This is a genomic window from Cytobacillus sp. OWB-43, assembly GCF_034651445.1.
GTDB classification, from domain to species: domain Bacteria; phylum Bacillota; class Bacilli; order Bacillales; family Cytobacillaceae; genus Cytobacillus; species Cytobacillus kochii.
In genome coordinates, this window is the sequence record NZ_JAYEFF010000004.1 from 65,914 (window position 1) to 89,992 (window position 24,079).

At 37.8% G+C, this 24,079-nt stretch carries 27 protein-coding genes; 4 read left to right on the forward strand and 23 right to left on the reverse strand.

Annotated features, from left to right (window positions below):
- A partial coding sequence (locus U9M49_RS15560) for a hypothetical protein (RefSeq protein WP_322910111.1) occupies positions 1-485 on the forward strand: 485 nt, incomplete at its 5' end.
- Positions 482-976 (forward strand): hypothetical protein, encoded by a 495-nt coding sequence (locus tag U9M49_RS15565; protein WP_322910112.1) that lies wholly within the window; start codon positions 482-484, stop codon positions 974-976. The genes U9M49_RS15560 and U9M49_RS15565, both read left to right, overlap by 4 nt.
- Here the strand turns inward: U9M49_RS15565 and U9M49_RS15570 are convergent.
- The 17 genes from U9M49_RS15570 to U9M49_RS15650 form a co-directional block, all read right to left on the reverse strand.
- Entirely contained in the window at positions 932-1,102 is a 171-nt protein-coding gene (locus U9M49_RS15570; RefSeq protein ID WP_322910113.1) for a DUF3976 domain-containing protein, read from the reverse strand. The genes U9M49_RS15565 and U9M49_RS15570 overlap by 45 nt on opposite strands.
- 20 nt (positions 1,103-1,122) lie before the next feature.
- The gene (locus tag U9M49_RS15575) at positions 1,123-1,497 is read right to left on the reverse strand and encodes a permease (protein WP_322910114.1); all 375 of its coding nucleotides are present in this window, start codon (positions 1,495-1,497) and stop codon (positions 1,123-1,125) included.
- Between the two features lies 1 nt (position 1,498).
- Entirely contained in the window at positions 1,499-1,711 is a 213-nt protein-coding gene (locus tag U9M49_RS15580; RefSeq protein ID WP_095370514.1) for a helix-turn-helix transcriptional regulator, read from the reverse strand.
- A gap of 120 nt (positions 1,712-1,831) precedes the next feature.
- Entirely contained in the window at positions 1,832-2,059 is a 228-nt protein-coding gene (locus U9M49_RS15585) for a helix-turn-helix domain-containing protein (protein ID WP_095370515.1), read from the reverse strand.
- A 9-nt stretch (positions 2,060-2,068) separates the two neighbouring features.
- On the reverse strand, positions 2,069-2,542 hold the full coding sequence (locus U9M49_RS15590) for a DUF2975 domain-containing protein (RefSeq protein ID WP_095370516.1): 474 nt from the start codon (positions 2,540-2,542) through the stop codon (positions 2,069-2,071).
- A gap of 41 nt (positions 2,543-2,583) precedes the next feature.
- Positions 2,584-3,096 carry a VanZ family protein gene (locus U9M49_RS15595; protein ID WP_095370517.1) on the reverse strand — a complete coding sequence of 171 codons (513 nt, stop codon included), beginning with the start codon at positions 3,094-3,096 and terminating at the stop codon, positions 2,584-2,586.
- Between the two features lie 198 nt (positions 3,097-3,294).
- The gene (locus tag U9M49_RS15600; protein WP_180317007.1) at positions 3,295-3,945 is read right to left on the reverse strand and encodes a protein kinase family protein; all 651 of its coding nucleotides are present in this window, start codon (positions 3,943-3,945) and stop codon (positions 3,295-3,297) included.
- Between the two features lie 251 nt (positions 3,946-4,196).
- The gene (locus U9M49_RS15605) at positions 4,197-5,330 is read right to left on the reverse strand and encodes a M20 family metallopeptidase (RefSeq protein ID WP_322910115.1); all 1,134 of its coding nucleotides are present in this window, start codon (positions 5,328-5,330) and stop codon (positions 4,197-4,199) included.
- Positions 5,331-5,350: 20 nt separating this feature from the next.
- Positions 5,351-6,349 carry an ABC transporter ATP-binding protein gene (locus U9M49_RS15610; protein WP_157733791.1) on the reverse strand — a complete coding sequence of 333 codons (999 nt, stop codon included), beginning with the start codon at positions 6,347-6,349 and terminating at the stop codon, positions 5,351-5,353.
- A gap of 7 nt (positions 6,350-6,356) precedes the next feature.
- A complete protein-coding gene (locus U9M49_RS15615; RefSeq protein ID WP_322910116.1) occupies positions 6,357-7,334 on the reverse strand; it encodes an ABC transporter ATP-binding protein in 978 nt (325 codons plus the stop codon).
- A gap of 15 nt (positions 7,335-7,349) precedes the next feature.
- Complete coding sequence (locus tag U9M49_RS15620; protein ID WP_095370521.1) at positions 7,350-8,258, reverse strand: ABC transporter permease; 909 nt, start codon at positions 8,256-8,258, stop codon at positions 7,350-7,352.
- Positions 8,259-8,273: 15 nt separating this feature from the next.
- Positions 8,274-9,191 (reverse strand): ABC transporter permease, encoded by a 918-nt coding sequence (locus U9M49_RS15625; RefSeq protein WP_322910117.1) that lies wholly within the window; start codon positions 9,189-9,191, stop codon positions 8,274-8,276.
- A gap of 80 nt (positions 9,192-9,271) precedes the next feature.
- On the reverse strand, positions 9,272-10,834 hold the full coding sequence (locus U9M49_RS15630) for an ABC transporter substrate-binding protein (protein WP_322910118.1): 1,563 nt from the start codon (positions 10,832-10,834) through the stop codon (positions 9,272-9,274).
- 477 nt (positions 10,835-11,311) lie between these two features.
- On the reverse strand, positions 11,312-12,019 hold the full coding sequence (locus tag U9M49_RS15635; RefSeq protein ID WP_322910220.1) for a DNA alkylation repair protein: 708 nt from the start codon (positions 12,017-12,019) through the stop codon (positions 11,312-11,314).
- A 19-nt stretch (positions 12,020-12,038) separates the two neighbouring features.
- Positions 12,039-13,010, reverse strand: coding sequence for a quinone oxidoreductase family protein (locus U9M49_RS15640; RefSeq protein WP_322910119.1), 972 nt, complete (start codon positions 13,008-13,010; stop codon positions 12,039-12,041).
- A gap of 16 nt (positions 13,011-13,026) precedes the next feature.
- On the reverse strand, positions 13,027-14,511 hold the full coding sequence (locus tag U9M49_RS15645; protein ID WP_322910120.1) for a PH domain-containing protein: 1,485 nt from the start codon (positions 14,509-14,511) through the stop codon (positions 13,027-13,029).
- Positions 14,511-15,008 (reverse strand): PH domain-containing protein, encoded by a 498-nt coding sequence (locus tag U9M49_RS15650; protein ID WP_307314982.1) that lies wholly within the window; start codon positions 15,006-15,008, stop codon positions 14,511-14,513. Before U9M49_RS15650 ends, U9M49_RS15645 begins: the two co-directional genes overlap by 1 nt.
- Positions 15,009-15,469: 461 nt before the next feature.
- Between U9M49_RS15650 and U9M49_RS15655 the strand changes: the two genes are divergently transcribed.
- Positions 15,470-16,495, forward strand: a complete 1,026-nt coding sequence (locus U9M49_RS15655; RefSeq protein ID WP_322910121.1) for a serine hydrolase — start codon at positions 15,470-15,472, stop codon at positions 16,493-16,495.
- A 243-nt stretch (positions 16,496-16,738) separates the two neighbouring features.
- On the opposite strand, the gene U9M49_RS15660 is transcribed toward U9M49_RS15655, so the two are convergent.
- Positions 16,739-17,203, reverse strand: a complete 465-nt coding sequence (locus U9M49_RS15660; protein WP_322910122.1) for an SRPBCC family protein — start codon at positions 17,201-17,203, stop codon at positions 16,739-16,741.
- A 396-nt stretch (positions 17,204-17,599) separates the two neighbouring features.
- Between U9M49_RS15660 and U9M49_RS15665 the strand changes: the two genes are divergently transcribed.
- Positions 17,600-17,728 carry a hypothetical protein gene (locus tag U9M49_RS15665; protein ID WP_307314985.1) on the forward strand — a complete coding sequence of 43 codons (129 nt, stop codon included), beginning with the start codon at positions 17,600-17,602 and terminating at the stop codon, positions 17,726-17,728.
- 206 nt (positions 17,729-17,934) lie between these two features.
- On the opposite strand, the gene U9M49_RS15670 is transcribed toward U9M49_RS15665, so the two are convergent.
- The 5 genes from U9M49_RS15670 to allB all read right to left on the reverse strand — a co-directional run bounded on the left by U9M49_RS15670 (position 17,935) and on the right by allB (position 24,078).
- Positions 17,935-18,420 carry a (2Fe-2S)-binding protein gene (locus U9M49_RS15670; RefSeq protein WP_095373530.1) on the reverse strand — a complete coding sequence of 162 codons (486 nt, stop codon included), beginning with the start codon at positions 18,418-18,420 and terminating at the stop codon, positions 17,935-17,937.
- Positions 18,420-20,660, reverse strand: coding sequence for a xanthine dehydrogenase subunit D (gene pucD, locus U9M49_RS15675; protein WP_322910123.1), 2,241 nt, complete (start codon positions 20,658-20,660; stop codon positions 18,420-18,422). The genes U9M49_RS15670 and pucD overlap by 1 nt, the downstream gene beginning before the upstream one ends.
- Positions 20,641-21,501: an FAD binding domain-containing protein gene (locus U9M49_RS15680; protein ID WP_322910124.1), complete on the reverse strand. Its 861-nt coding sequence runs from the start codon at positions 21,499-21,501 to the stop codon at positions 20,641-20,643. The genes pucD and U9M49_RS15680 overlap by 20 nt, the downstream gene beginning before the upstream one ends.
- A gap of 35 nt (positions 21,502-21,536) precedes the next feature.
- Complete coding sequence (locus tag U9M49_RS15685; protein WP_322910125.1) at positions 21,537-22,574, reverse strand: XdhC/CoxI family protein; 1,038 nt, start codon at positions 22,572-22,574, stop codon at positions 21,537-21,539.
- Positions 22,575-22,698: 124 nt separating this feature from the next.
- Positions 22,699-24,078 carry an allantoinase AllB gene (allB, locus tag U9M49_RS15690; protein WP_322910126.1) on the reverse strand — a complete coding sequence of 460 codons (1,380 nt, stop codon included), beginning with the start codon at positions 24,076-24,078 and terminating at the stop codon, positions 22,699-22,701.
- Position 24,079: the final 1 nt, after the last annotated feature.

Genomic DNA, 24,079 nt, shown 5'->3' on the forward strand with positions numbered 1-24,079 from the left:
ATGAGGTTTGCGAGTCTCTCAAGGTGAGAAAAGAGAATGAGCGCCTCGCAAATGAAGTTTGTGAGTCTCTCAGTAAGAGAAAAGGAACTGAGCGCCTCGTAAATGAGGTTTGCGAGTCTCTCAAGATGAGAAAAGAGAATGAGCGCTTCGCAAATGAGGTTTGTGAGTCTCTCAAGATGAGAAAAGAGAATGAGCGCTTCGCAAATGAGGTTTGCGAGTCTCTCAAGATGAGAAAAGAGAATGAGCGCTTCGCAAATGAGGTTTGTGAGGCGCTCAAGGTGAGAAAAGAGAATGAGCGCTTCGCAAATGAAGTTTGTGAGTCTCTCAGTAAGAGAAAAGGAACTGAGCGCCTCGCAAATGAAGTTTGCGAGTCTCTCAAGGTGAGAAAAGAGAATGAGCGCTTCGCAAATAAGTTTGTGAGGCGCTCAGTAAGAGAAAAGGAACTGAGTGCCTCGCAAATGAAGTTTGTGAGGCACTCAAGATGAGAAAAGAGAATGAGCGCTTCGCAAATGAAGTTTGCGAGTCTCTCAAGATGAGAAAAGAGAATGAACGCTTCGCAAATGAGGTTTGCGAGTCTCTCAGTAGGAGAAAAGAAACTGAGCGCTTCGCAAATGAGGTTTGCGAGTCTCTCAAGGTGAGAAAAGAGAATGAGCGCCTCGCAAATGAAGTTTGTGAGTCTCTCAGTAAGAGAAAAGGAACTGAGCGCCTCGCAAATGAAGTTTGTGAGTCACTTAAGATGAGAAAAGAGAATGAGCGCCTCGCAAATGAAGTTTGCGAGTCTCTCAGTAAGAGAAAAGGAACTGAGCGCTTCACAAATGAGGTTTGCGAGTCTCTCAAGGTGAGAAAAGAGAATGAGCGCCTCGCAAATGAAGTTTGTAAGGCGCTCAAGGTGAGAAAAGAAACTGAGCGCTTCGCAAATGAGGTTTGTGAGTCACTTAAGAACAAAGGAAGCAACAAGAACAAAAACGACAGCTAATAATAAACCGAATTTCACCCAGCCCCTCTTCGTTAATTTCTTTTGCTCGTTTTTATCTTTTCTAATTAAAAATGCGATTGAGAGGAAGGCAATCATAAAGACGAGAAACGGGAAAAAGACATTCATCGTTTCACCACTTTCATTGATTAATAGATTTTTGCAAAAATAACAAAGCTTAGAAAAACGGTGATAATCATTAGGGCACCTAGCAAGTTTAACAATTGTATGGCTGTTATACTGATGACACTGAATTGCAATAATCCGCTAAAAACAAAATAGTATAGCAAAAGAGCGATAAAAGAAGCTGATAACCCCTTTGTCCGGATTAAACGCATTCGTTCATCCTTTTGCTTCCATTCTGGATATAAATAACCTAAACAATAGCACATAATTGCGATCGCAAGGGGCATCAAGAAAGTCATGGTTCGTTCTGTCGCTAAAATCGATACAGTCAGTAAAAATAGCGAAATGATGAGATGAAAAGATCCAATAACAATAAATATTCTTCTTGAACCTTCCATTTTACTCCTCTCCTTTCAATGGCTTTTCATATATAAAAATATCTTCTATCTTTGCTTGAAATAAATGAGCAATTTCAAAGGCGAGTGGTAAGGAGGGGTTATATTTTCCTTTTTCAATTGAAATAATTGTTTGCCTTGAAACGCCTAAAGTGGAAGCTAAACGATCTTGGGAATAACCAAACTCTTTTCTATAGTGCATTAAACGATTCTCCATATGTACCACTCCTAATTATAGCCATTTTATAGTAAAGCTAACTTAACGTCAAGGTAACTTTACATTTTCTTATTTTAAAAAAACGACTTTCCTTGAGAAAAGTCGCTTGTGATAGTTGAGTTATGTAGCAGAATCGGTCTGTTTATCTTCTTGATATTCAAGTATATCACCAGGCTGGCAATCTAATGCTTTACAAATTGCTTCTAACGTGGAGAACCTGACTGCTTTTGCTTTACTATTTTTTAGAATGGACAAATTCGCCATCGTGATGCCTACTCGTTCTGATAATTCTGTTACACTCATTTTTCTTTTTGCTAACATTACATCGATATTGACGATAATGGCCACATTCTCACCTCAGATGGTCAAATCATTTTCTGACTTTATTTTTAATACATTATATAAAAGTTCTTGAAGGACTGCGGAAAAAATCGAAAGGATCGTTGTTACAAATATAATAGCAAATCCCATCAAAGCCACTCCTGGATGAAGGGCATCTTGCGTAAATAAAAATATCATACCAATTAGATAGATTACACTAATACTAGCACAGGAATATTTAATAGCTCTTAGCGCAGCTACGGAATGCTCAGAAAAACTTTCATTAACACTAATATATCTTAACAGCTTAGATCCTTGATACAAAGTAAAATAGAACGGGATTGCAGTTAGGTACATTCCAAATAATACGGGATATTTTAAATAAGCATATGCTGGATTCAGCTCTGCTGTTTCTTTTGCTAAAAAAGGCAAGCCGATGCAGATCCCTAACACAATCAAGCCAAGAATCACAATCACCACTTTTAAAAAGAGCACTTTCCCTTGTCTCATAAACACACCTCACTAATTCTAATTATGCCTATCTTACCTCATTATTTATTGAAAAACAATAAATGTTTATTCCTTACCGTCCTATGTTTTTGGAATATGAAATAGCTAAGCATGAATATCCAATAGCCAATAATGCCACCAAAAGTATTTAACAGTAAATCATCTACATCAAAATTCCCCATACTGAAAAAGAGTTGGCATAATTCATAAAAAAGACTAAGAGTAAACGTTGCTGTAGTTACCTTCTTCAAACGGTAAAAGCGTTGGAATAATAATGGCATTAGAAATCCAAAGGGGAGAAAACCAATCAAATTCCCAAATAAATTATCAAATCTAATAGATAAAGAAATTTCATTTGATAATTTAAGATACTCTGTGATGGTTTTAAATGGAATAAAATTATGATTGTACCACGAAAAGTAAGGATTATTCCCTATGAAATTATTTAAAATACTAGAGTAACTATATGGATATTTAAAAAGAATGAATTTCGTTAACAACAGTATATAAATGACAAAAACGACCCACCCTACTAATTTCATCCACCATTTCATTTTTACATACTCCTTCTACAACTATAGATAAACTACTATTGTTATCGTACCTTGTACGCCTATTTTTAATTTTCAAACTCTAACAGACTTTAGTCGCGCCCTATGACTCCAAAATCAATCTCACTGTCTAAAACAACAAAAAAAACATGAACACTCCTTTTTATACAAGAGTTGTTCATGTTTGATTTTATCATTCTATTATACATGTATCCCATTTTTATCCTGAAAGATTACTTTTCTCACAGACATTGGAAGGAATCTCTTTTTATATATGTCGGCTATGAAATTCAAGATGACTGTAGGGATTTTCTTCGGGAACCATTTGTTGGCGTAATATCGGTAGTACGCATTCTGTAAGTCTGTCCATTGTTTATCGATGTTTTTCGAATTAAAACGAGCAATATCAATCAGTTTTATATTACCGTTTCGATCAATCATAATGTTGCGCAAATGGATATCTGACGGCTTCAGGCCTGCTTCTATAGCTGAACGTAAGGCTAATTGGACAGACTCTATATGTTCAGTTTTTATATGAATACCTTTCTCTAAGCATTGGAAGAGCGTAAAGCCTTCTATATAGTCGATGACAATATAAGAATCACCATAATCATAAAGATGTGGATAATAGGGATTACCTTGAATTCGTTGATAATTTGCCGCTTCCACCTTTGCGATATCTTCCATTTGTGGGAAGTATACTTTTATAGCAATCGCTTGCTTCGTAATTTTGAAAACAAAAGCGCTTCTTCCAACACCAATCAGTTCTAGCTGGTCACTATATGATCTTAAAGAGGGGCGTCCCTCTACCATTTCAATTACTACACTGCTCGCTAGCTGATTAAATTCCATTCTAATCACCTCATTTGAAGGAACAACATAACTTTATGATGTTCGCTTTAGAGTAGTTTAGTATAGATTGGGCATCACCTACAAATTTTAAGGTCCCTTCGAGTAAAAATGTATACATATAGAGAAGAAAATTACTTTCCTGTAATAATTGATACAAAAAATTTACAACTTATACTTCTGAATGACCTTTAGGATATGACCTCACAACTCCATAATGAAAGCTACCAAACGAGTGGTAGCTTCCAAAAAAATCATCGGGACAAACGCTCAATTGTCTTTGCAAGAAGAATGGTTCTTTCTGTTAATGTGTCAATTTCAATATACTCCTCTTTACTATGAGCATTCCCACCAACTGGACCTAGACCATCAACTGTAGGCACACCCGTTGCTGAAGTGAAAGAGGCATCGCCACCCCCACCCGTTGCAGTATTATGGACATGAAGACCAATTTCTTCGCCTACTTCTTGAATAATGTGTAATAGCTTTTCTGTTTGCTCGTTGTATTCCATTGGTGGTCTGCTAATTGCCCCTTCTAATTGAATTTCCGTTCCTCTCACTTCTGTATTGGCACATATTCTTTTAATCTTCTTTTCTAATTCTTGTGCTTGTTCTTTCTCAGTGATGCGAATATCAATATGAGCGACGGCATTATCAGAAATGGTATTAACAGAAGAACCACCAGAAATGATGCCTACGTTAACACTAATGCCTTGTTCATGATTTGTTAAATTATGCAGCTGGATGATTTTATAAGCTAGTTCTTCAATCGCACTCCTTCCCTTTTCTGGCTCAATACCTGAATGGGCGGCTTTGCCTTTAATAATGAGCTTATATCTTCCCCCGCCTCTTCTTGCTGTCACAAGTGAACCATCTTTTCTTGCCGGCTCCATAATAAGTGCATATTCTTTTCCCATCGATTGTTCCTCTATTAATTCACGCGATGACGGTGAACCAATTTCCTCATCACCATTTAAGATAATTTGCACGTTCTCACAGGCATTTGACCCACAGTGTACTAATGCTTTGATAGCATATAAAAGTTCAACTAAACTCGACTTCATATCAACGACACCAGGTCCATAAGCTCTGCTTCCTTTCATTTGAAACGGGCGCTTCTTCACCGTACCTTCAGGAAAAACCGTATCCATATGGGCTACCAGTATAATTTTGGGGTGCAGACTATGCTCATGTCGAATAACAAGGTGGTTGCCGTATTTTGCTTCTGTTTTCACCTCTACAACAAATCCAATTTCTTCGTATTTTTTCTGTAGAATTCTCCCGATTTCATCTATCCCTTTCTTTACATATGAACCACTATCAATATTGACAAGTTTTTCAATTAATTGCAGCATTTCTGTTTTTCGCTGTTGTATATATCCCTCCACCTTTTATACATCTCCTTTATCTATTTTTCCAACACACCAACACCCTCTTTTAATGGAAAATGGCAGGCAACATAGTGCTCTTCCTCATGGGCAATAAATGTTGGTTCCTCTTTCTTACATTTTTCTTGTGCATGTGGACATCGTGGATGAAAACGACAGCCAGAAGGAATATTGGTTGGGCTTGGAATATCACCCTCCAAAATAACACCTTCTTTTTTATTCCTTAACATCGGGTCAGGAAGGGGAACTGCTGATAAAAGTCCCTCTGTATACGGATGAAGGGGTTTTGAAAAGAGTTTTTCTTTTGTCGTTAGTTCAACAATTTTCCCAAGATACATGACCGCAATTTTATCACTAATATATTTAACTGCTGGTAGGCCATGTGCAATAAAGATAAAGGTTAATCGTAACTCTTTCTGTAATTTAGACATTAAATTAAGGATTTGTGATTGAATGGAAACGTCTAATGCAGATACAGGCTCATCACAAATAATGAGCTTAGGTTTTAATGCAATGGCCCGAGCAATGCCGATTCTTTGTCTCTGACCACCACTAAATTCATGGGGGTAGCGGTGAATATATGAACGATCAAGACCTACCTGATCCATCAACGACAAAACTTCTTCCTTCAATCTTTCACTACTTAAATTAAGATGGGTCAATAACGGTTCTGCAATAATATCAAATACTTTCATCCGAGGGTTTAACGAGGAAAAAGGGTCCTGGAAAATCATCTGCATTTCCGCCCGTTTCTTTCTTAGCTCTTGTTTGGATAGAGTGGAAAGGTCTACTCCTTGAAATATTATTTCTCCTTCTGTTTTTTCTAACAGCTGCATAATTAAATTACCTGTTGTCGATTTCCCACAACCAGACTCCCCAACAATCCCTAATGTTTCCCCATCGTTCACATCGAAGGATATGTGGTCAACTGCTTTTAAGTATTGTTTTTCCTTCTTCCACCACCCTTCAGTCACATCAAAATATTTCTTTAAACCCCTTACACTTAAAATAACTGTCATGTCTTTGTCACCCCTCCTCTTCATATAACCAGCACTTCACTTGATGACGGTTATGGATGTTGGTAAGTACGGGCTCATTATTCATACATTTTTCCATTACATATGGGCAACGTGTATGAAAGCGACATCCACTTGGCATAGCATTCGGATTGGGTACAGTTCCTTCGATGACTTGCAGTTTTTCTGTTTGTTCGTGGATTTTAGGCGTACTAGCTAATAAACTCTTCGTATAAGGATGAGCAGCTTCTTTAAACAGTGTAAACACATCCGTATATTCAACAACTTGACCAGCATACATGACAATCACCTGATCAGCCATCTCAGCTACCACGCCTAAATCATGTGTAATAAATAGAATAGAAGTTTGCTTGTTTTTTTTCAGCTCTTTCATTAATCGAAGTATTTGCGCTTGGATAGTTACATCGAGTGCGGTTGTCGGTTCATCTGCAATTAATAGTTTCGGGTTACATGATAAGGCAATCGCAATCATTACACGTTGACGCATGCCTCCACTTAATAGATGAGGATAAGAATGATATATCTTCTCCGCACGAGCTATGCCTACTTTTTTTAAAATCTCGATACTTCTCTTTTTCGCCTCTTTTTTATCTACTTTTTGATGGATTTTAATTGCTTCAGAAATTTGATTACCTACTGTAAATAAAGGATTAAGAGAGGTGAGTGGTTCTTGAAATATCATCGCCATCTCATTTCCGCGCAATTTCCTTCGATCTTTTTTTGATAGTTTTGTTACATCATTACCTTCAATTATGATGGTGCCACTTTCAATTTTCCCAGCAGCATCTAGCAACCCCATAATAGATAAAGATGTTACACTTTTACCACTGCCTGACTCTCCTACAACAGCGACAGTCTCGCCTTTCTTTATCGTAAATGACACTCCGTCAACAGAAGGAATCACACCATCTTCCGTATAAAAATAAGTCTTCAAGTCACGCACTTCTAACAAGCTCTCTCGGTCCAACGCAATTCCCTCCTCCTACACTTTCTTTTCTCTCGGGTCTAACACATCTCTTAGCCAATCACCTAAGAAAATCATGCCTAGGACGGTGATTGTTATCGCTAAACCAGGAAATGCCGCCAACCACCAACTGGTTGCTACATAATCTCTACCATCACTTAAAATGCCCCCCCAAGAAATGGTCGGTGGTTGAATTCCTAAACCTAGAAAACTTAAAGAAGCTTCTAATATAATCGTGGTTGCCACGCTTAATGTAGAAATGACAATGAACGGGGATATTACATTTGGCAATAAATGTTTTAGGATAATCTTATGATCCCTCACTCCCATAGACCTTGCAGCCCTGACAAACTCTCTTTCTTTTAAAGACAGTACCTCTCCTCGTATTAAACGAGCGTACTGCACCCAATTCGTTACACCTAATACAACAATCAACGTAAACGCACTTGGGCCAAAAACAGTCAAGATGACAAGCGCAAAGAGGATGGTTGGTATCGCTAAAAAGGAATCAACTATTCTCATTAAAATATTATCTAGGAAACCACCATAAAAACCTGAAACTAGACCGATAAAAATACCAATAATACCTGCCAAGATGACAGAGGCAACCCCAACAACTAAAGAAATTTGTGAGCCATAAATTATTCTGCTTAAAATATCTCTACCAAGATTGTCTGTTCCTAAAATATAGTCAGTAACCCCACCTTCTACCCAAGCCGGGGGTTTCAACATCATTGCCGCATTAATCTGGTTCGGATCGTGGGGTGCTAATAACTTCGCAAATATCGCTATAAAAATAATGAGTAATACGATTAGTAAGCCAATAGTACCCGTCTTACTTTTTAATAATAATCTGAGCCACCGCTTGAGGTGACCCTGCTTACTTTTCACTAAGACATCTAACAATTGGTTTTCCTTTGATTCCAAAACAACCACTCCTCCTTAGCGAAATGTAATGCGGGGATCCAATAATTTATAAAGAATATCTGCTAGTAGGTTCATAGCAATAACAATAAATGCAATAATAAACACACTAGCCTGTACGATTGCCATATCCCTTGTATTCACTGCTTGAATGAGTAGTTGTCCTAACCCTGGCCATGAAAATACGCTCTCGGTTATTAATGTGCCGCCGACAACGGTTGAGGTTTGTAGCGCGGTAATCGTAACAACTGGAATAAGGGCATTACGAAAAGCATGTTTATGGATAACAAAAAACTCTTTTAACCCTTTACTTCTTGCCGTACGAACATAGTCTTGGTTCATAATTTCTAACATACTTGAGCGAATAAACCGGGTCATCTCAGCAGCAATCCCTGTGCCAAGCGTAATTGCCGGTAAGATCAGATGACTCCATGTACCCCGCCCTGAAACCGGGAACCATCCTAACATGACGGAGAAAAACAAAATGAGCATAATCCCTAACCAAAAATTCGGCATCGCCTTCCAGATTACCGCTCCCCCTGTCGCTACGACGTCGATAGCAGAATTCTTCTTCGTCGCCGACCAAATACCAAGAGGGATAGCTATCATTATGGCCACAATCATAGCTGCTACAGCTAATTCAATTGTCGCCGGTAAGCGCTCCAACACAATAGGTAAGGCACTCGTGTTATAACGAAATGATTCACCAAAATCAAGTTGGGCAAGTCCGATCATATAGTTGAAATATTGAATATAAAAAGGCTCATTTAGCCCTAGTGATTCGCGAAGTTGTAATATATCCTCTTGACTCGCATCTTCAGGTAACATTAATGCAACAGGATCGCCTGCCACATAAACAAGGCAAAACACGATAAAAGAAATGATAAACAGCACCGGTATAATTTGAAGTAATCGTCTCATAATATATTTGCCCACTATTGTCCCCCTATAGCGAAAAGTAATAGAGATGGGGAAATGGATGGAACCATCCATTCACCCACGAATATCAGCTTTATTTATTCACTTGCTTTCCTTTTAATAGTTGGTGCATAAATCATTTCATCTGGGGTAGGAACAAAATCAATCGCATCATTTACACCGATATTGATTTTTTCCTCATGAAGCATAATATGTGGCACTTCTTCAGCGGCAATCGCTTCAATTTCTTGTATTTGCTTGGCTCGTTCTTCCTCATTCATATTGACGGCAGAGGTTGCGAGCAATTCTTCTATTCGATCATTCTTATAATCTGTATGCCCTTCAAAACGTTCAGCACGATACCAATCGACCGAGTAAGCACCGTCAAACATGGAATTACCTAGACCGATTAAATAAGCATCCTTATTCTCGTTAGCCGTACGCATTTCTACAAAATTACTCCATTCCATGAACTCGATATTTACTTTCACATTAATTTCCGCAAGCATACCCGCTATCATTTCTGCCACTTCTGCATCTTGTAAATAGCGCCCTTTCGGTGAATGCAAAGTCATCTCAAAGCCATCTGGATAACCTGCCTCAGCTAGTAATGCTTTTGCTTTTTCAATATCATAATTGTAAGTATCATAAAGGTCAGGATGATGCCCAAAATTACCTGGACCTACTCTTGTTCTTGTTGGAATACCTCCACCTTGCAAGACATTATCGGTAATCGCTTTGTTATTAATAGCAAAGTCTAGAGCCTGACGTACACGGACATCAGCAGTTGGAAGCCCTTCTGTCGCCCGCAAAATTAGCATTACGACTCGGTTTGACCTTTCTTGTACAATAGATGTCCCCTCATTACTATTCACTCGTTCCCAATCAGACGGAGGAATATTAACAGCCATATCAACCCCACCTGTTAAAAGCTCTGACACTCTTGTTGAGTTTTCTGGAATAACTCGGAAAACAAGCTCATCCCATTCTTCTACTTTTCCTGCGAAATAATTCTCATATGGTGTGAAAACGATGCGATTATCACGTTTCCATTCTTTGAATTGAAATGGTCCTGTACCAACAGGATTAGATAGAAAATGCTCCCAACCATTCTCTTCAATATAGTTCTTAGGCAAGATACCTGAACCAAGTCTGGATAAACGGTGGAATAAGGAAGGCTCTGGTGATTGTGTCACAATATTGAAAGTGAGCTCATCAATCACTTGAATTTCTTTTATCTGCTTATAATTGGGGTACTCCTGCAAAGTGTCATCTTTTGCTACTCTTTCTAACGTAAATTTCACATCCTCCGCTGTGAGAGGATCACCGTTATGAAAAGTAACACCTTCCTTTAGTTTTACCTGATAGGTCAAGTCATCGATTTTCTCATAGCCGGTGGCAAGCTCTGGATGAATATTGCCATCCTTATCTTTTTTAAATAAATAATTAAACATATTCACATGAATCGCTTCCGTCGACGTATTATTATGGTCATGAATATCAAATGTCACCATATCCGTTCCAACTGCAACGGTTAATACTTGATCATTTCCTTTCTCAATGACTGCTCCACCAGTCTCAGAACCGCCTCCCGAACAACCAGCTAGAGCGATGGCAACAACGACTAACAGGACAATCTTCCTCCAAACACTTCGCTTCAAATTGTTTCCCCCTATACGCTTATTTTTATAGGCAAGCCCTTTTCATCAGTTTATAAACGTGTAAGCAAAACTATGATAAAAATCGTTAAGGTTATGTTCTCAAACAGATTTTAATACGAACAAAAGAAATTCGGCAGAAGGGGAATATTATGAAATGTAAGGGAAACTAAGAGTAAAAAAAGGTTGGTTATTGCAATGTTACAGGAAGAACTTAAAGAGGTGATAATTATCTTTTCTTAGTCATATGGGATGTCCATTCATTGTAGACAATACGGGGATTGCATATATTTTAAATGAAATTAGAAATTTATGTTAAATTAAAAAAATGCATGGCGTGTTCGTAAATCCTAAATTTGAACACTTCTCTTCTGATTTATGGCTTGATATATTCGCAAAGATATATGTAAGCGTGTTAATGATTAGAAAACTAACAAAAAAGCCAGGATCAATAGAATTGATCCTAACTTCATTTTACTTCTAACATCTCACATATTTCCGCTTAAAACCTAAACGACCTTTATCTAAGTCTTTTTGAATATTTTCATACGCATGAAGGACGCCATTCTTCTTTCTCTCTCTTTTGATTTCGATGGCTCCGATTTCCTCTGCCACTTCAGCTGCTTTTTCACTTAGAGGAATATAGGAGATCGCAACGGTATATAAGAAGTTATTCATTGATACCTTTGTTCTTAAAGGTGCGTCATAAATGTTCTCCTTCACCTGATCTAGCCTATCCGATAATTTGCTCTTGTCAAATTCGTCGTCTTTCCGATTACCTAATAACCAACAATAACAACTCCAACCAGCAGACATTCTCAGCTCATCCCCGCTGGCAATCCATTCATCGGCAACTTCCTGGGCAATCGGTGATTCAGCTAAAGTAACCGCTACAACATAGTCTGATAGCATATAAAAATACGCATCGTCTATCCAACGATTAAAATCTTCCTTTGTCATTGCTTTTGGGTCGGCAATAATGCCCGCAAAGTACATCGCATCATAATTTCCTGTTGCATATAACTCCTCAGCTAATGATTGATCAATCTTTATTTTTTTCACAAACGGTTTCATCGCTCCAGTTGCAACACCAAAAAGTGGCTCATGTGCACCGTTTGAGAGATAAATTTTTTTCGTTCGCTCTTTTCCTAATGCTTCTAATTCATTCATTACCTCTTTGAAATCCATCAACTAAAACACTCCTCTTCTAGGATACTGTTAAAACGATTTTCCCAGTATTCTCTCTATTCTCTATCATCTCATGTGCTTTTTTCACTTCATACAAGGAGTATTCTGTCCCTACTTTCACTTGGACATCCCCGTTTACCAATAACTTAAATACTTCATCGGCAACGGGCTTGATTGTATCTGGCCTTTTCTTTCTTGTCGTACCAAAACTAAAGCCAAGGACTGAACGACAACTGCTATGGAGAGCAGTTGTTGGGATCCTACCCGTTTGATTACTCGTATTGCCAAAATGCACAATCTTTCCATATAGAGCTAAACATGCAAAGCTTTCCTCAAATACAGAGCCAGAAACAGAATCTAAGATAAGATTAACCCCATCTCCATCGGTGTATTCATTTACTTTTGAAGAAAAATCCTCATACGTGATGGCCAAATCAGCTCCTGCTGCCAACACAGTGGAAAACTTCTCTTCCCTACTAACAGTGCCAATTACAGTTTTCGCACCAAATACCTTTGCCATTTGGATGGCTGTAGAGCCTACACCACCAGCTGCTGCATGAATGAGTACAGTCTCTCCTAATTGCATCCGTGCGATGTCCTTCAATAATTGGTAGGATAAAAAGGAAACAATAGGGCTTGCTGCTGCAGTAGTAAAATCAATCTCGTTTGGGATGGCAAATGTAAGTGCTTCGTTTGCCACAGTATATTGCGCATAAGATCCTTTTTCAGGAAAAGCTACTACTCTTTGCCCCACTTTAAATTTTTTGACTTCAGAACCTACCTCAGCAATCGTTCCTGCCGCTTCAAGGCCAAGAATCGTGGGACCTTCTATTTTCTTCTTCAACCCTTGGCGATTTTTAATATCAGCGTAGTTCACACTTGTTTTATCCACTTTTATGAGCACTTCATGAGCAGAAGGCCGTGGTATGTCTATATCCATTACTTGTAATACGTCTGAGGAACCATACGACTCTATCACTACGGCTTTCATTTTACATTCACCCTATCTATTGTTTTAATTCAATTTCTGATCCTCTCTTCTTATACCATTGATAAAACGCTAAACGGAAGGATTCGGGTACACCATACATGTGAGTGTGTCGCACAGGTTGCGCTCGATTGATAGTCGTAATCTTAGCAATGCCTAGTATTTTCTCGAGGGGTCCCCTATTCATTTCAATTTCAATCACTTTATCACGTCTAGTTAGAAATAACGTCGTCGCTAAGCTCCCAGTCTTTAATTGAATAAAACGCTCATTCAACACATAGCGGCTATTATAGTAATCTAGGAACCTTAGTAAAACAACTAAAATAAGTACAAGCAATGAAAACAACCACCATGGAATATTCATATTTAACACATTTGGTTGGAAATAATATAATAATGCCGTTGCAATGATCCAGAGCCAACTAGGTTTCAACAACCTGGCAAAAAGAGCATTTTTCGGAAGCTTGTGCATCTCTTCTTCTACTTCATAGTCTGGTAATATTTCATATATTAGACGAAAGGCATCCTTCTGCGGTAAAAAAGGGAACAAAGAGCTTGTCTCCATTGAGGAATCCCCGCCTCCTCCTCCTGTCTGACCAGCACTCGTTAGTTTCACTTCTGCAATACGTAAAATTCTTTTCATTAACGTTTGCGTTATTTCGACAGCTTGGACCTTTTCCTTTGAAATAGAAAAGCTGACTTCATCTAGTACGCCTCTAGAGATATAAATCCTATCAACATCTGAATAAATTCGATAATTACCATATTTTATATATGTTTTTATCATGCCAAATATGGTTGAAGCCACAATAAGAAAAATAACAACAAGTGCCGTTAACCACCAGGCACTTAATATAAAGTGAATGGCACCTTCCGCTTCTTTCTCGACATTAATAAAATCATTGATCATAAAAAACAGTGAGCCTAAAGCAGGAATTAAAAGCAAAAAGCTTAATGACGTCATTGAAGCTTTTATAATATCCTTCTTGCTGGCAGCAAAATGCAGTTTTCTATCTTCTATATATTCTTCTACCTTTTCCTCTTCACCTTCGGACACTTTGATATTACGTGTACTTTTTTCTATCCAGTCTTCCAAATGGTCCGCTTCTTCTTTAGAAAGCACCTCGAATTTTATTGTCCCACCTTCACCAGACATACCTGTCTCAAACTTCAAGGAGGTCTTTCCTATTAACTTATGTAGAAAAGTCGTATGTCTATTTACATTTTGAACCTTACTAAAAGGAATGGTTCGTTTATGTTTTGTGAAAAAGCCTTCACGTAAGTAAAAAGCGACCTCATCTATCTTATAAGTTGTAGTCAGCCATTTAAAGATAACAAAAATAATAGAAAGAATAAGTAGTATGGCGGCAATAATTCTACCGTAACCAATCCAATCGGCCTCTCGATTAAAAATAAATAAGTAAAGAAAAGCAAAAAAGAAAAACTTCAAAACACCCCATATATGAAAAACAATGGTTAAGCGAGAATATCGTCTGTAATCCATTATTCATCTACTTCCTTTATTTTTGCATAATAAGCAATCGTATTTCTCAGTTGCATCGCTATTTCCTTTGATAGCATAGGGATTGTATGGGTTGAACTCATCGTTTCGACAGAAAGACCGTATAATTGATACCTTCTCTGAACTGGTCCTTGATTCGTTGCCACAGATTGAATCTTTGTCATTGGTACTAATTCATATTTTTCTATAAACACTCCTTGCTTAATCTGCAAGAATTCCTCATCTACTTCATAACGGAAGTTTTTATATAATAGGTAGGGTTGAATCGTTAACGAATAAATCATAGATAAAACAGTAAGACCAAGGACAATCCATAGAACCCATCCTACCCAATCCCACCAATCAAATCGAGCGTCAACGTAAAAAAGTATAGCAAGAATTGGCAACCATATCGCATTCCCAATTAGTTCACTAATTAGCATCGCTTTTATACTATTCTTAGATAATCTCTGTTTTGGTATTGGTAAATCTATATCCATCTTTATTCTCCTTCTGACTGATTTTACTAATATACGGTTAGAAGCGGGGTTAGTTTCATCTGTTATCATTTTGCAAGATATAATCAGAGTAACAAGACTTAAAACGAAAAGAAATATAAAGTTTTTTTACTAGTACAAAACTCTATAACCTTATACATTTTTGTAAACATGACAAAGCTATTATCTTTTGTTCAACAAACTTGCCTCCTTGGTACTGAATGTCATTTCTATTATGTATTGAATGAGTAGCGTTTGAATCTACTTATCTGCTCTATGAATCCCTGCTCTTTTTGTCTATTTTTATATAAAATTAATATATATCATCGTATTAACAAATTGAAACATGCTATGCTCAAAAGAGAAGGAGGAGAGTAAAATGATTCTTTATCAAAATTGAAGAAGTTAATTGAATGTGCCTCATTAAATGAATTCATGAAATACACATTCAGGAGGAATTAAAATTGGATAAACAAACGAAATGGAATAGTCTAACAAAAAAGCAACAGGAAGTGCAATTTTCCGGGAGTATTTGTGTACAGAAGCATGATCGTACAATATTTACAGAGAACTTTGGTTACGCAATCCATTCTGAAAAAATCAAAAATCATTCACATACTCGCTTTTCAATTGCATCTGGTAGTAAGATCTTTACATCTGTTGCAATTTGTAAGTTGGTAGAAGAAGGTAGTATCACATTTGACACGAAAATCATCGATTGTTTAGATATTGAATTTCCATATTTTGATAAAGAAATTACCATTCATCATTTACTAACTCATACATCTGGCATTCCGGATTATTTTGACGAAGATGAAATGGATGATTATGAAGACCTTTGGAAAGATAGGCCAATGTATCAGATTCGTTATGTAAAAGACTTTTTGCCAATGTTTCAATATAAAAAAATGAAAACCAAAGTGGATAGCCCTTTTAAATACAATAATACTGGCTATATTATTTTAGGCCTTATTATTGAACATATCAGTGGCATGAATTTTGTTGACTATATCAATAAAAATATTTTTGAAATAGCTGGCATGACTGACTCAGGATATTTTTCAATGGATGAACTACCCGAAAGCGTTTCATTGGGATATTTGGAAAAACCAGATGGAACGTTGAGATCGAATATTTTTTCTCTACCTGTAAAAGGTGGACCTGATGGCGGTGCCTATGTTACTGCAATTGATATGGGGATATTCTGGGAATCGTTAATGAATGGCAAACTCTTAACAAAAGATATGACTCGCAACTTATTGATTCCTCAAGTAAACGTGTCAGAAGATATCTTTTACGGTTACGGTGGTTATATGGAAGCAAATGAACTGGGTATCGTGAAATATATTCAGATGGGATATGATCCAGGAGTAAATTATCGTTCAGTACATTATCCAAAACAAGCTCTTACCATAGTTGTCTGCTCAAATAAATCAGAAGGGGCTTTTGAAATTCTTAAAGAAATAGAAAATATAATATTTACTCAATAAATGTGAATAAGAGCTATTTTTTCACTATTAGCTCTTATCTTTCTTTTTTTAATTTTTTTCAAATACAAGATAAATTCCCTCTCCTATGCTCACTAGTTTTCACAATCCTCCTCCCTATAGACCTATACGAAGTAACATGTAAAAGGGTCATCCTCTATATGAACTGGCTTTAGCGTACAATCAAGCTGTTACTTTTTTTTATCATAAAAAAAGTAGCCAGAAAAAGGGCTACTCTCAGTCTATTCATCTTCTCTCATATTCAACTTGATAGATATATTCTATATATTGATTAAACTGCTCATCATAAACATATTTAAATGACCATTTCATCATATTTGTAACTAATTTATATATCCAGTTTGATGGAATTAATGTAACATTCGCTATAAACTTTGTTCCTTCTGGGAGGATTTCGAGAATGTATTCTGTCCTACTTATTCCTTCTTTCGTCTTCGTCTCTACTACAGTATAAAAAGGTGGATCATACTTAGAATAAACAGCTTGTAACTCATACACCTTTTTTCCAATTTTCTGCCTTGTAGTGAACATCGATCCTTCTTTTAAATCACTTTCAGCTCCATCATAATGATTTTCAATGATTTGTGTATTCCATTTTAATACATGTTGATCTTTATTAAGACATTCAAAAACTAAATCTATATCTGCCTCAATCTCTGATTCGAATCTATAACATTGTATTTCTTTCATTTGTCTTTCTCCTAAACATTTTAATTAACATTCAAATATAATTATAACCTATTGAGGGAAAATTTGTTAACCTAATCATTCATTTTTACTATTCAACTGATCCTGATTCATAAACTCTTTGCAAGAATAGAGACTATTTATCTATGATATTACGAATCCCTCGGAAGCTCGTTACGAAATATACTTCTCCACACGTAATCTTGATGAAAACTTAGGGACTGGCGATAATGACCTAGAAGGATGATTATTTATACCTGCAAACAGTTATCCAACCAATCAACCTACGCTCCTAATAAGTTACGAGGTTTCCGGAACTGGCGCCTTCTTTGCTTTAGAAGGGAAACAACCATACCGAGGGTGAGTTCATTCTTACTGTGTAGCCAGGAGAAACACTATTTGAAACCATTATGGACAACCTTTAATGAGAACAATGATTTGAGGAATACACATCTTATTTTTGATTATGCTCAAGAGAGGACGGTGGACTGTGAAAAATGGAGAGTATTGGCTTTGCAATTTGTTTGATCTGATAGATGCAATTCGAGATACTTTATTTCGTTTTGGTGGGCCTGACTCGATTCAGGTCGATTCTAAGCAGATTTCTTATTTTTGGGGTGAGTCTGTCTCGATTCAAATTTTCGAGGCAGACCTCTTTGTTTTTTTGGCTTATTGACTGCAAGGATTTCACCGTTAGCCTAGATAGAGCCCTCAATTCCTCCTTTAAGACATACTTATATCGCTTGAATCACCTTTTTCACACTTCGGATAATGCCTGCGTAACCTGTGCACCGACATATATTTCCTGAGAGTGCTTCTAATATTTCTTCATCTGTTGGTTTCTTGTTTTTCTCTAATAATGCTTTCACAGCCATAATCATCCCCGGTGTGCAATAGCCACATTGAAATCCACCTTCTTCTAGAAATGCCTTTTGAATTTCATGCAGTCCATTTTCACTTAAGCTTTCAACCGTATGAATACTCTTTCCGTTCAGTTGATAAGCTCTCATGAGACAAGAGTTGACGAGTTCACCGTCTACTTCTACAGAGCAGGCACCGCATCGACCAATTTCGCAAGAGATTTTGGCGCCTGTTAATGAGAGGTCTTCACGTAATATATCAACCAATCTTTTTGTTGCTTCAACTTGTAGTTTCTGCTGTTCACCATTAACAGTGAAAGAAATATTGATTTTTTGCGAATTCACCTTTACCTTTTCTATCAAAAAACCCTCTCCCCCGCATGTAATATTTCTTCTCGACTGACAGGTAATTTCGTCACCCAATGCCCCGTCGCATCATAGATGGCTCTTACGATTGCAGGAGCTAATGCTACTGTTCCGATCTCCCCAACGCCTCTTGGGCCATATATATCTCCTTTCCATAAGTCCTCGATTGCTCTCACATTCATTTTTGGTGGAATGTCTTGGATCGTGGGCAGAATATAGGTGTCAAAGTTTTCTGCAGTATAGCGACTTTGCTTCATGGCTGCTTCTTCTAACAATGTGTAGCCTAGCGCCATAATCGTACCGCCCTCGATTTGCCCAATATAACCAGTAGGATTCACAACAGGTCCGGCAGAAACAGCTTGATCGATATCTGTAACCTTGATCGCTCCTGTTATAAGGTCGACTTCTACTTTCACTGCCACCGCTGCAAATGAGTACAAGAAATGACCACCCGGAATACTATTTGGCGTGGTTGGAAAGTCGAATTTTGTGTCTATACTAATGGGTTCATTCTCAAGAAAAAGCTGTTCAAAAGTAAGTATCCTTTGGCCATTTAGCCAAATACCCTTCCCTCCAACATATAATTGTTCTTTTTGATAACCTGATATTTTGGCTGCTGTATCTAATAGTTTTTCTATAAAGGGCCCCTTTAGCCTTTGTAAACTGTGCCAAATCATGCTCGTGCCTCTTGATGCTGTGGAAGAACCTGAGTGTGGCACCTTGTCTGTATCCCCTATTACAATGTGTAAATCCTCTGAAGAACACCCGATAGCCTCTGTTGTTACATTTTCAATAACCGCTAACAAACCTTGACCTACCTCTTCAAATCCAAAGGCTATCTCTATTTTCCCTTCATGGTTCAGACTAATTTTTCCACCAGAAGGATCCAATCTACCAAAACCTAACCCTCCTCCATGCATGGTTAGCGCTAACCCTACTCCCGTTTTCTTCCATGGATTGTCGTTCTCACTTTTATCTATCGCTAATAGCGGTGACTGCGCGATCTCATCTAAAACAAGCGCATCTCCATTAGTCGGTGCAATAATTTGTCCAACTGGACCAGGATCTGTTCCTTGTCGCAAGTTTTTCTTTCTTAATACAAGTGGTGACATATGTAAGCCATCTGCCAACCGATCAATTTGCCCTTCTAGAGCAAATGTAATCTGATTACCACCGAACCCTCTGAATTCACCTGCCACACCATTATTTGTAAAAACAGAGTAGCCTTTTGTTTTTACATTTGGTATAGCATAAGGGCCAATAGCGTGTTCCACTGCAAAATCTAATACAGCTGGACCAAGTGTGGCATAGGCTCCTGTATCTGCAATAATTCTTACTTCATGAGCAACAATCTCCCCCGTTTTCTTAGCTCCTGTTTTCATCGTAATTTTCATTGGGTGCTTTTTAATACCAGAGATCATTGATTCTCTCCGCGATTGATGAATTTTCACCGGTCTTCCTGTTTTCAATGCTAGTATGGCTCCGTAAGGCTGAATATTCAACTCATCTTTACCGCCAAATGACCCTCCCATCGGACTTGAAATTACACGAATACGCTCTTCTGGTAAATTTAATATTCTCGCTAATTGTAGTCTATCCTTGTAGCCATGCTGCGTGCCCGCATATACAGACAGCCTGCCATCTTTTTCTGGGACAAAAACCCCACCTTCAGTTTCCATATAAGCATGCATTTGCCGGGGCAGTAGATAGGTTTCTTCTATAATGACCTCACATAATTGAAAGCCTTCATCAACATCACCATTTTCATAAGATGCTTCATGAAGGATATTTCCACCTAAATGTAATGGGATACTATCAGGGTTCATTGCGTCATTGGGGTCATCAATAATCGGTAATGGTTCATAGATTACTTCTATTCGTTTAAGTGCTTTTGCAGCAATTTCAGGAGTGATTGCCGCTACTGCTGCCACCGCATCACCTATATAGCGAACAACTTGATCACAAAAGACAGGCTGATCTTGCGTAATCAGACCAAATCCATTTAATCCAGGTACATCCTTACTTGTTATTACGGCTAGGACGCCAGATAATTGTTCTGCCTTTTCAATATTTATTTGCTGAATTTTCGCATGAGGGTACTCACTACGCAGCACTTTTCCATAAAGCATATTTGGAACTTGCAAGTCTGTTAAATAATTTAATCCACCAGTTACTTTTCCCATTCCATCCGGCCTTGGACGGGAAGACGCTAAATTACTTGTATAATCCGCCATATTCTCCACTCCATTTTTCTAATTCTGAGATTAAGAGATTACTCGCTACTTTCAAACGATAATTACTCGAATAAAAAGCATCTTCAACTGGCTGATACTCTGTCATTACCGTTTGATACACCTTTTTTAAAATATTTGAATCCACAATTGGTGCATGTTTTAAAATAGATTCTACATTTCTTAACCTCATAGGTTGTTTCTCCCCGCCACCCGCTGCTATTCGAACATTACATAGCTGATTCTCTTTTATTGTTAACTTGCCAGCCAATGTAACAACAGATGTTGAGAATGCCTCCCTGCGACCGATTTTTTTAGTAAATAAATAGCTTTCTCTATTATCAAATGGAATAATAACCTCTAATATAATAGAATCTTCAGTCATTTTTGACCAATCCTGCAAATCTATTCGCTGTTTTCCATCTTTATTTAAATATAGTATTTCTGCATCGAGGGCTAGTAAAAGAGGGATTGTATCACCCACCTGATTGGCAATATTGCCTCCTATCGTACCTAAGTTTCGAACAGCAGGCGCAGCGATTTTCTCAATCGTTTGTGATAATTGGGGTAGTTTTTTAATAATCAGAGGATGATTCTTGCATTCCGCTAGCTTAACAAAAGAACCGATGTGAATCCGACTTTCCGTGTCCATGTAGATTTGTTTATATTCCGAAATGCCACCTAGATGAATCATTTTTGAAGGAACGGCGGCCCCTTTTTCCCATTTGGTTTGTAAAAATGTGCCTCCAGCGATAAATGTGATCGCCTCATCATATGATTTCCACATTGTCCATGCTTCCTCAATGGTAGTAGGCGAAGCAACGGTTGTTTCTAATATCCTCATGATAACTACTCTCCTTTTACATTTCCTAGCTCCCTTTATTTGTTATAAACAAGTGTCCTACAATTGGCTTGTTTTCCATTTTCCGTAACCACCTTTTGTTTAACCGCAATTAATTGTGCCATAACGCTAATCGCAATTTCCTCAGGTCCCTCTGCGCCAATCGATAAACCAACAGGCGTGTAGACATTCGATGGTACAGATTCCCCTTCTAATAACCTCATCGTCCGTCTATTAGAACCAATGATACCTATATATTTAAATGGTCGATTGAGCACATATTGTAAAATTTCTTTATCTCGTTCAAAATGATGGGTCATAATCACAATATGGTCTTGGGGATGAAGCGCTTTTGGTAACACTTCATGTGGAAAACCTATTAATAAACGATCTGCTTGAGGAAATCTTTCTTTACTACATAAAGCTTCGCGCCAGTCAGCTACTGTTACATGGAAGCCTGTTTTATGAGCAAAATCACAAAGAGGGACGCCATCTTCCCCTGCACCAAGGATAAAAAGACGAGGCTTTGGATGAAACCACTGAAAATAACGATAAATAGATAGCTCTTTTGAGTAGTGGATACCACTCTTCATCTCTTTTAATTCCATATTGGCATCTATGTTTAATGCTTTGGTCCAATAGTTATTATCATCAACGATAACTGTGTAACCTATAACCTCATAATCCTCGGAAAGCTTCTTTACTGTTAAAATAGATCGTCCTTGTAAAAGCTGTTCATTAACCTTTTCTAGATGAGCTTGATAACTTGCATCAATCTTCTCTAACAGGACACGAATTTCACCATTACATCCCGAACCTTGTCCCCACCCAAGATCATCTTCACTTTTTAAATTGTATAAAAAAGATTTTGATTGACCATCGATTAGCGTTTCTGCCCTATACTTAATATCTTCTTCCAAGCATCCTCCACTAAGGACACCAATAGTTGAACCAGATTGCTTGATTAACATGGTTGTGCCTTCTTTTCGATAAGCAGACCCATTCACTTGAATCACTGTCGCTAACACATCACCTTCTGTAGGCGATGCCTTGAATATTTGATGAATATTATCCATCTTCACACACCTCTTTCACTCAGCTGCTAAAGGTTTAAAATGTATTATCTTCCATTTCCTCCTTTTCCGCTACTAGTGTGTTAGATTTTCTGACAATAGAAATGAATTTCTTACAGCGATGTAGTTAACTACGAGTCCCCATTTTCGTTTGCTCTGGCTTTAGCCAATGACCTCTATTTCTCATGTTTACTAATTGTCCGTCTTCAAAAACTACTACTCCGTTGTTCATTGTAAGTTTGACTGCACATGGGAAAGTTCTCTCCATATACAAACTGTGCTTATGCTTAGCGAAGAAATTCTTTTCTGCAACAGTGAAGGATGCTTCAAGTGAGATCCATGTTAAATCAGCATCTTTGCCCACTTCGATATGCCCTTTTGTATTTAAATTGAATCTGTCAGCTGGATTACCTGCTATGAGTGCCGCCACTTTATAAAAAGGAATGTCATAGGTTATTGCAAGTTCAATTAATGCTAAAAGGGTAAATTGTCCGCCACTAATTCCACCCCAAGCGGAGAATAAATGATGGACGGTTGGATCTTTCAACAGATAAGGTGATGGTGAGTGATCGGAGGAGACCATATCAATTGCGCCTTCTATTAATAAACGAATCAATTTCTCTTGCTCCTCCACTTTTCGTAATGGCGGGGCGCATTTGGCTACCGCTCCTTTGTCTTGCAAATCATTATGATTAAACAATAAGTAATGAGCACATGTTTCAACTGTAATGTCTAGTCCCATTGCCTTGGCATCTGTAATTTTTAAAATAGCCTCCTCAGAGCTAATATGGACAAAATGAAGAGGACAGCCCGTTATTCTTGCATATGCGATGGCACGTTCCACCGCTTCCACTTCTGCGGCGATCGGTCTAGATGCTAAATAATCATCCGCAGTTAATTGACCATTCGTCACTTTCTCCTTCGTTAAGAAATCTGTCATTGCGGCACTTTCCGCATGGAGTGCAAGTATTTTTTTCAATGAAGCAATCTCTTTCATGCCAGCAATTAATGTTAAATCATCAACACGTTCGAATTCTTCATTTCCACTTTCAGATAAAAACGCTTTAAAACCTATTGCCCCATTATCTGCTAATCCCTTCAGCTCCAGGATATTTCCTGGAACAAGGCCACCCCATAAAGCAAAATCCACAACTGACTTACTTTCTCCCATCTCCGCTTTATTTAACAATGCCTGCGAATCAGTAGTAGAAGGAATCCCATTTAAGGGCATGTCAAAAAAAGTTGTTCCTCCTCCTGCAGCAATCATCTGAGAACCCGATTCAAAACCTTCCCATTTGTCTCTGCCTGGGTCATTAAAGTGAACATGAATATCTATCATACCTGGAAAAATATAATAACCTGCCGCATTTTTCTCGTCTTTACTTGTGGCTGTAATACCTTCCTCAATGGCGACAATGATACCATTTTTAATGGCTATATCGGTTTTCTTCACTTCATGAGGTAAAACAACATTGCCGTTGCGAATAATGAGATCATATGTAGCCAAA

Excerpts from the sequence above, each read along its gene's own strand:
- U9M49_RS15595 (WP_095370517.1), bottom strand. The coding sequence starts at position 3,096 with ATGAAATGGTGGATGAAATTAGTAGGGTGGGTCGTTTTTGTCATTTAT.
- U9M49_RS15575 (WP_322910114.1), bottom strand. The coding sequence starts at position 1,497 with ATGGAAGGTTCAAGAAGAATATTTATTGTTATTGGATCTTTTCATCTC.
- U9M49_RS15610 (WP_157733791.1), bottom strand. The coding sequence starts at position 6,349 with ATGACAGTTATTTTAAGTGTAAGGGGTTTAAAGAAATATTTTGATGTG.
- U9M49_RS15565 (WP_322910112.1), top strand. The coding sequence starts at position 482 with ATGAGAAAAGAGAATGAGCGCTTCGCAAATGAAGTTTGCGAGTCTCTC.
- U9M49_RS15635 (WP_322910220.1), bottom strand. The coding sequence starts at position 12,019 with ATGGATTTCAAAGAGGTAATGAATGAATTAGAAGCATTAGGAAAAGAG.
- U9M49_RS15590 (WP_095370516.1), bottom strand. The coding sequence starts at position 2,542 with ATGAGACAAGGGAAAGTGCTCTTTTTAAAAGTGGTGATTGTGATTCTT.
- U9M49_RS15580 (WP_095370514.1), bottom strand. The coding sequence starts at position 1,711 with ATGGAGAATCGTTTAATGCACTATAGAAAAGAGTTTGGTTATTCCCAA.
- U9M49_RS15680 (WP_322910124.1), bottom strand. The coding sequence starts at position 21,501 with ATGAGGATATTAGAAACAACCGTTGCTTCGCCTACTACCATTGAGGAA.
- U9M49_RS15570 (WP_322910113.1), bottom strand. The coding sequence starts at position 1,102 with ATGAATGTCTTTTTCCCGTTTCTCGTCTTTATGATTGCCTTCCTCTCA.
- U9M49_RS15685 (WP_322910125.1), bottom strand. The coding sequence starts at position 22,574 with ATGGATAATATTCATCAAATATTCAAGGCATCGCCTACAGAAGGTGAT.
- U9M49_RS15645 (WP_322910120.1), bottom strand. The coding sequence starts at position 14,511 with ATGGATTACAGACGATATTCTCGCTTAACCATTGTTTTTCATATATGG.
- pucD (WP_322910123.1), bottom strand. The coding sequence starts at position 20,660 with ATGGCGGATTATACAAGTAATTTAGCGTCTTCCCGTCCAAGGCCGGAT.
- U9M49_RS15650 (WP_307314982.1), bottom strand. The coding sequence starts at position 15,008 with ATGGATATAGATTTACCAATACCAAAACAGAGATTATCTAAGAATAGT.
- U9M49_RS15660 (WP_322910122.1), bottom strand. The coding sequence starts at position 17,203 with ATGAAAGAAATACAATGTTATAGATTCGAATCAGAGATTGAGGCAGAT.
- U9M49_RS15640 (WP_322910119.1), bottom strand. The coding sequence starts at position 13,010 with ATGAAAGCCGTAGTGATAGAGTCGTATGGTTCCTCAGACGTATTACAA.
- U9M49_RS15600 (WP_180317007.1), bottom strand. The coding sequence starts at position 3,945 with ATGGAATTTAATCAGCTAGCGAGCAGTGTAGTAATTGAAATGGTAGAG.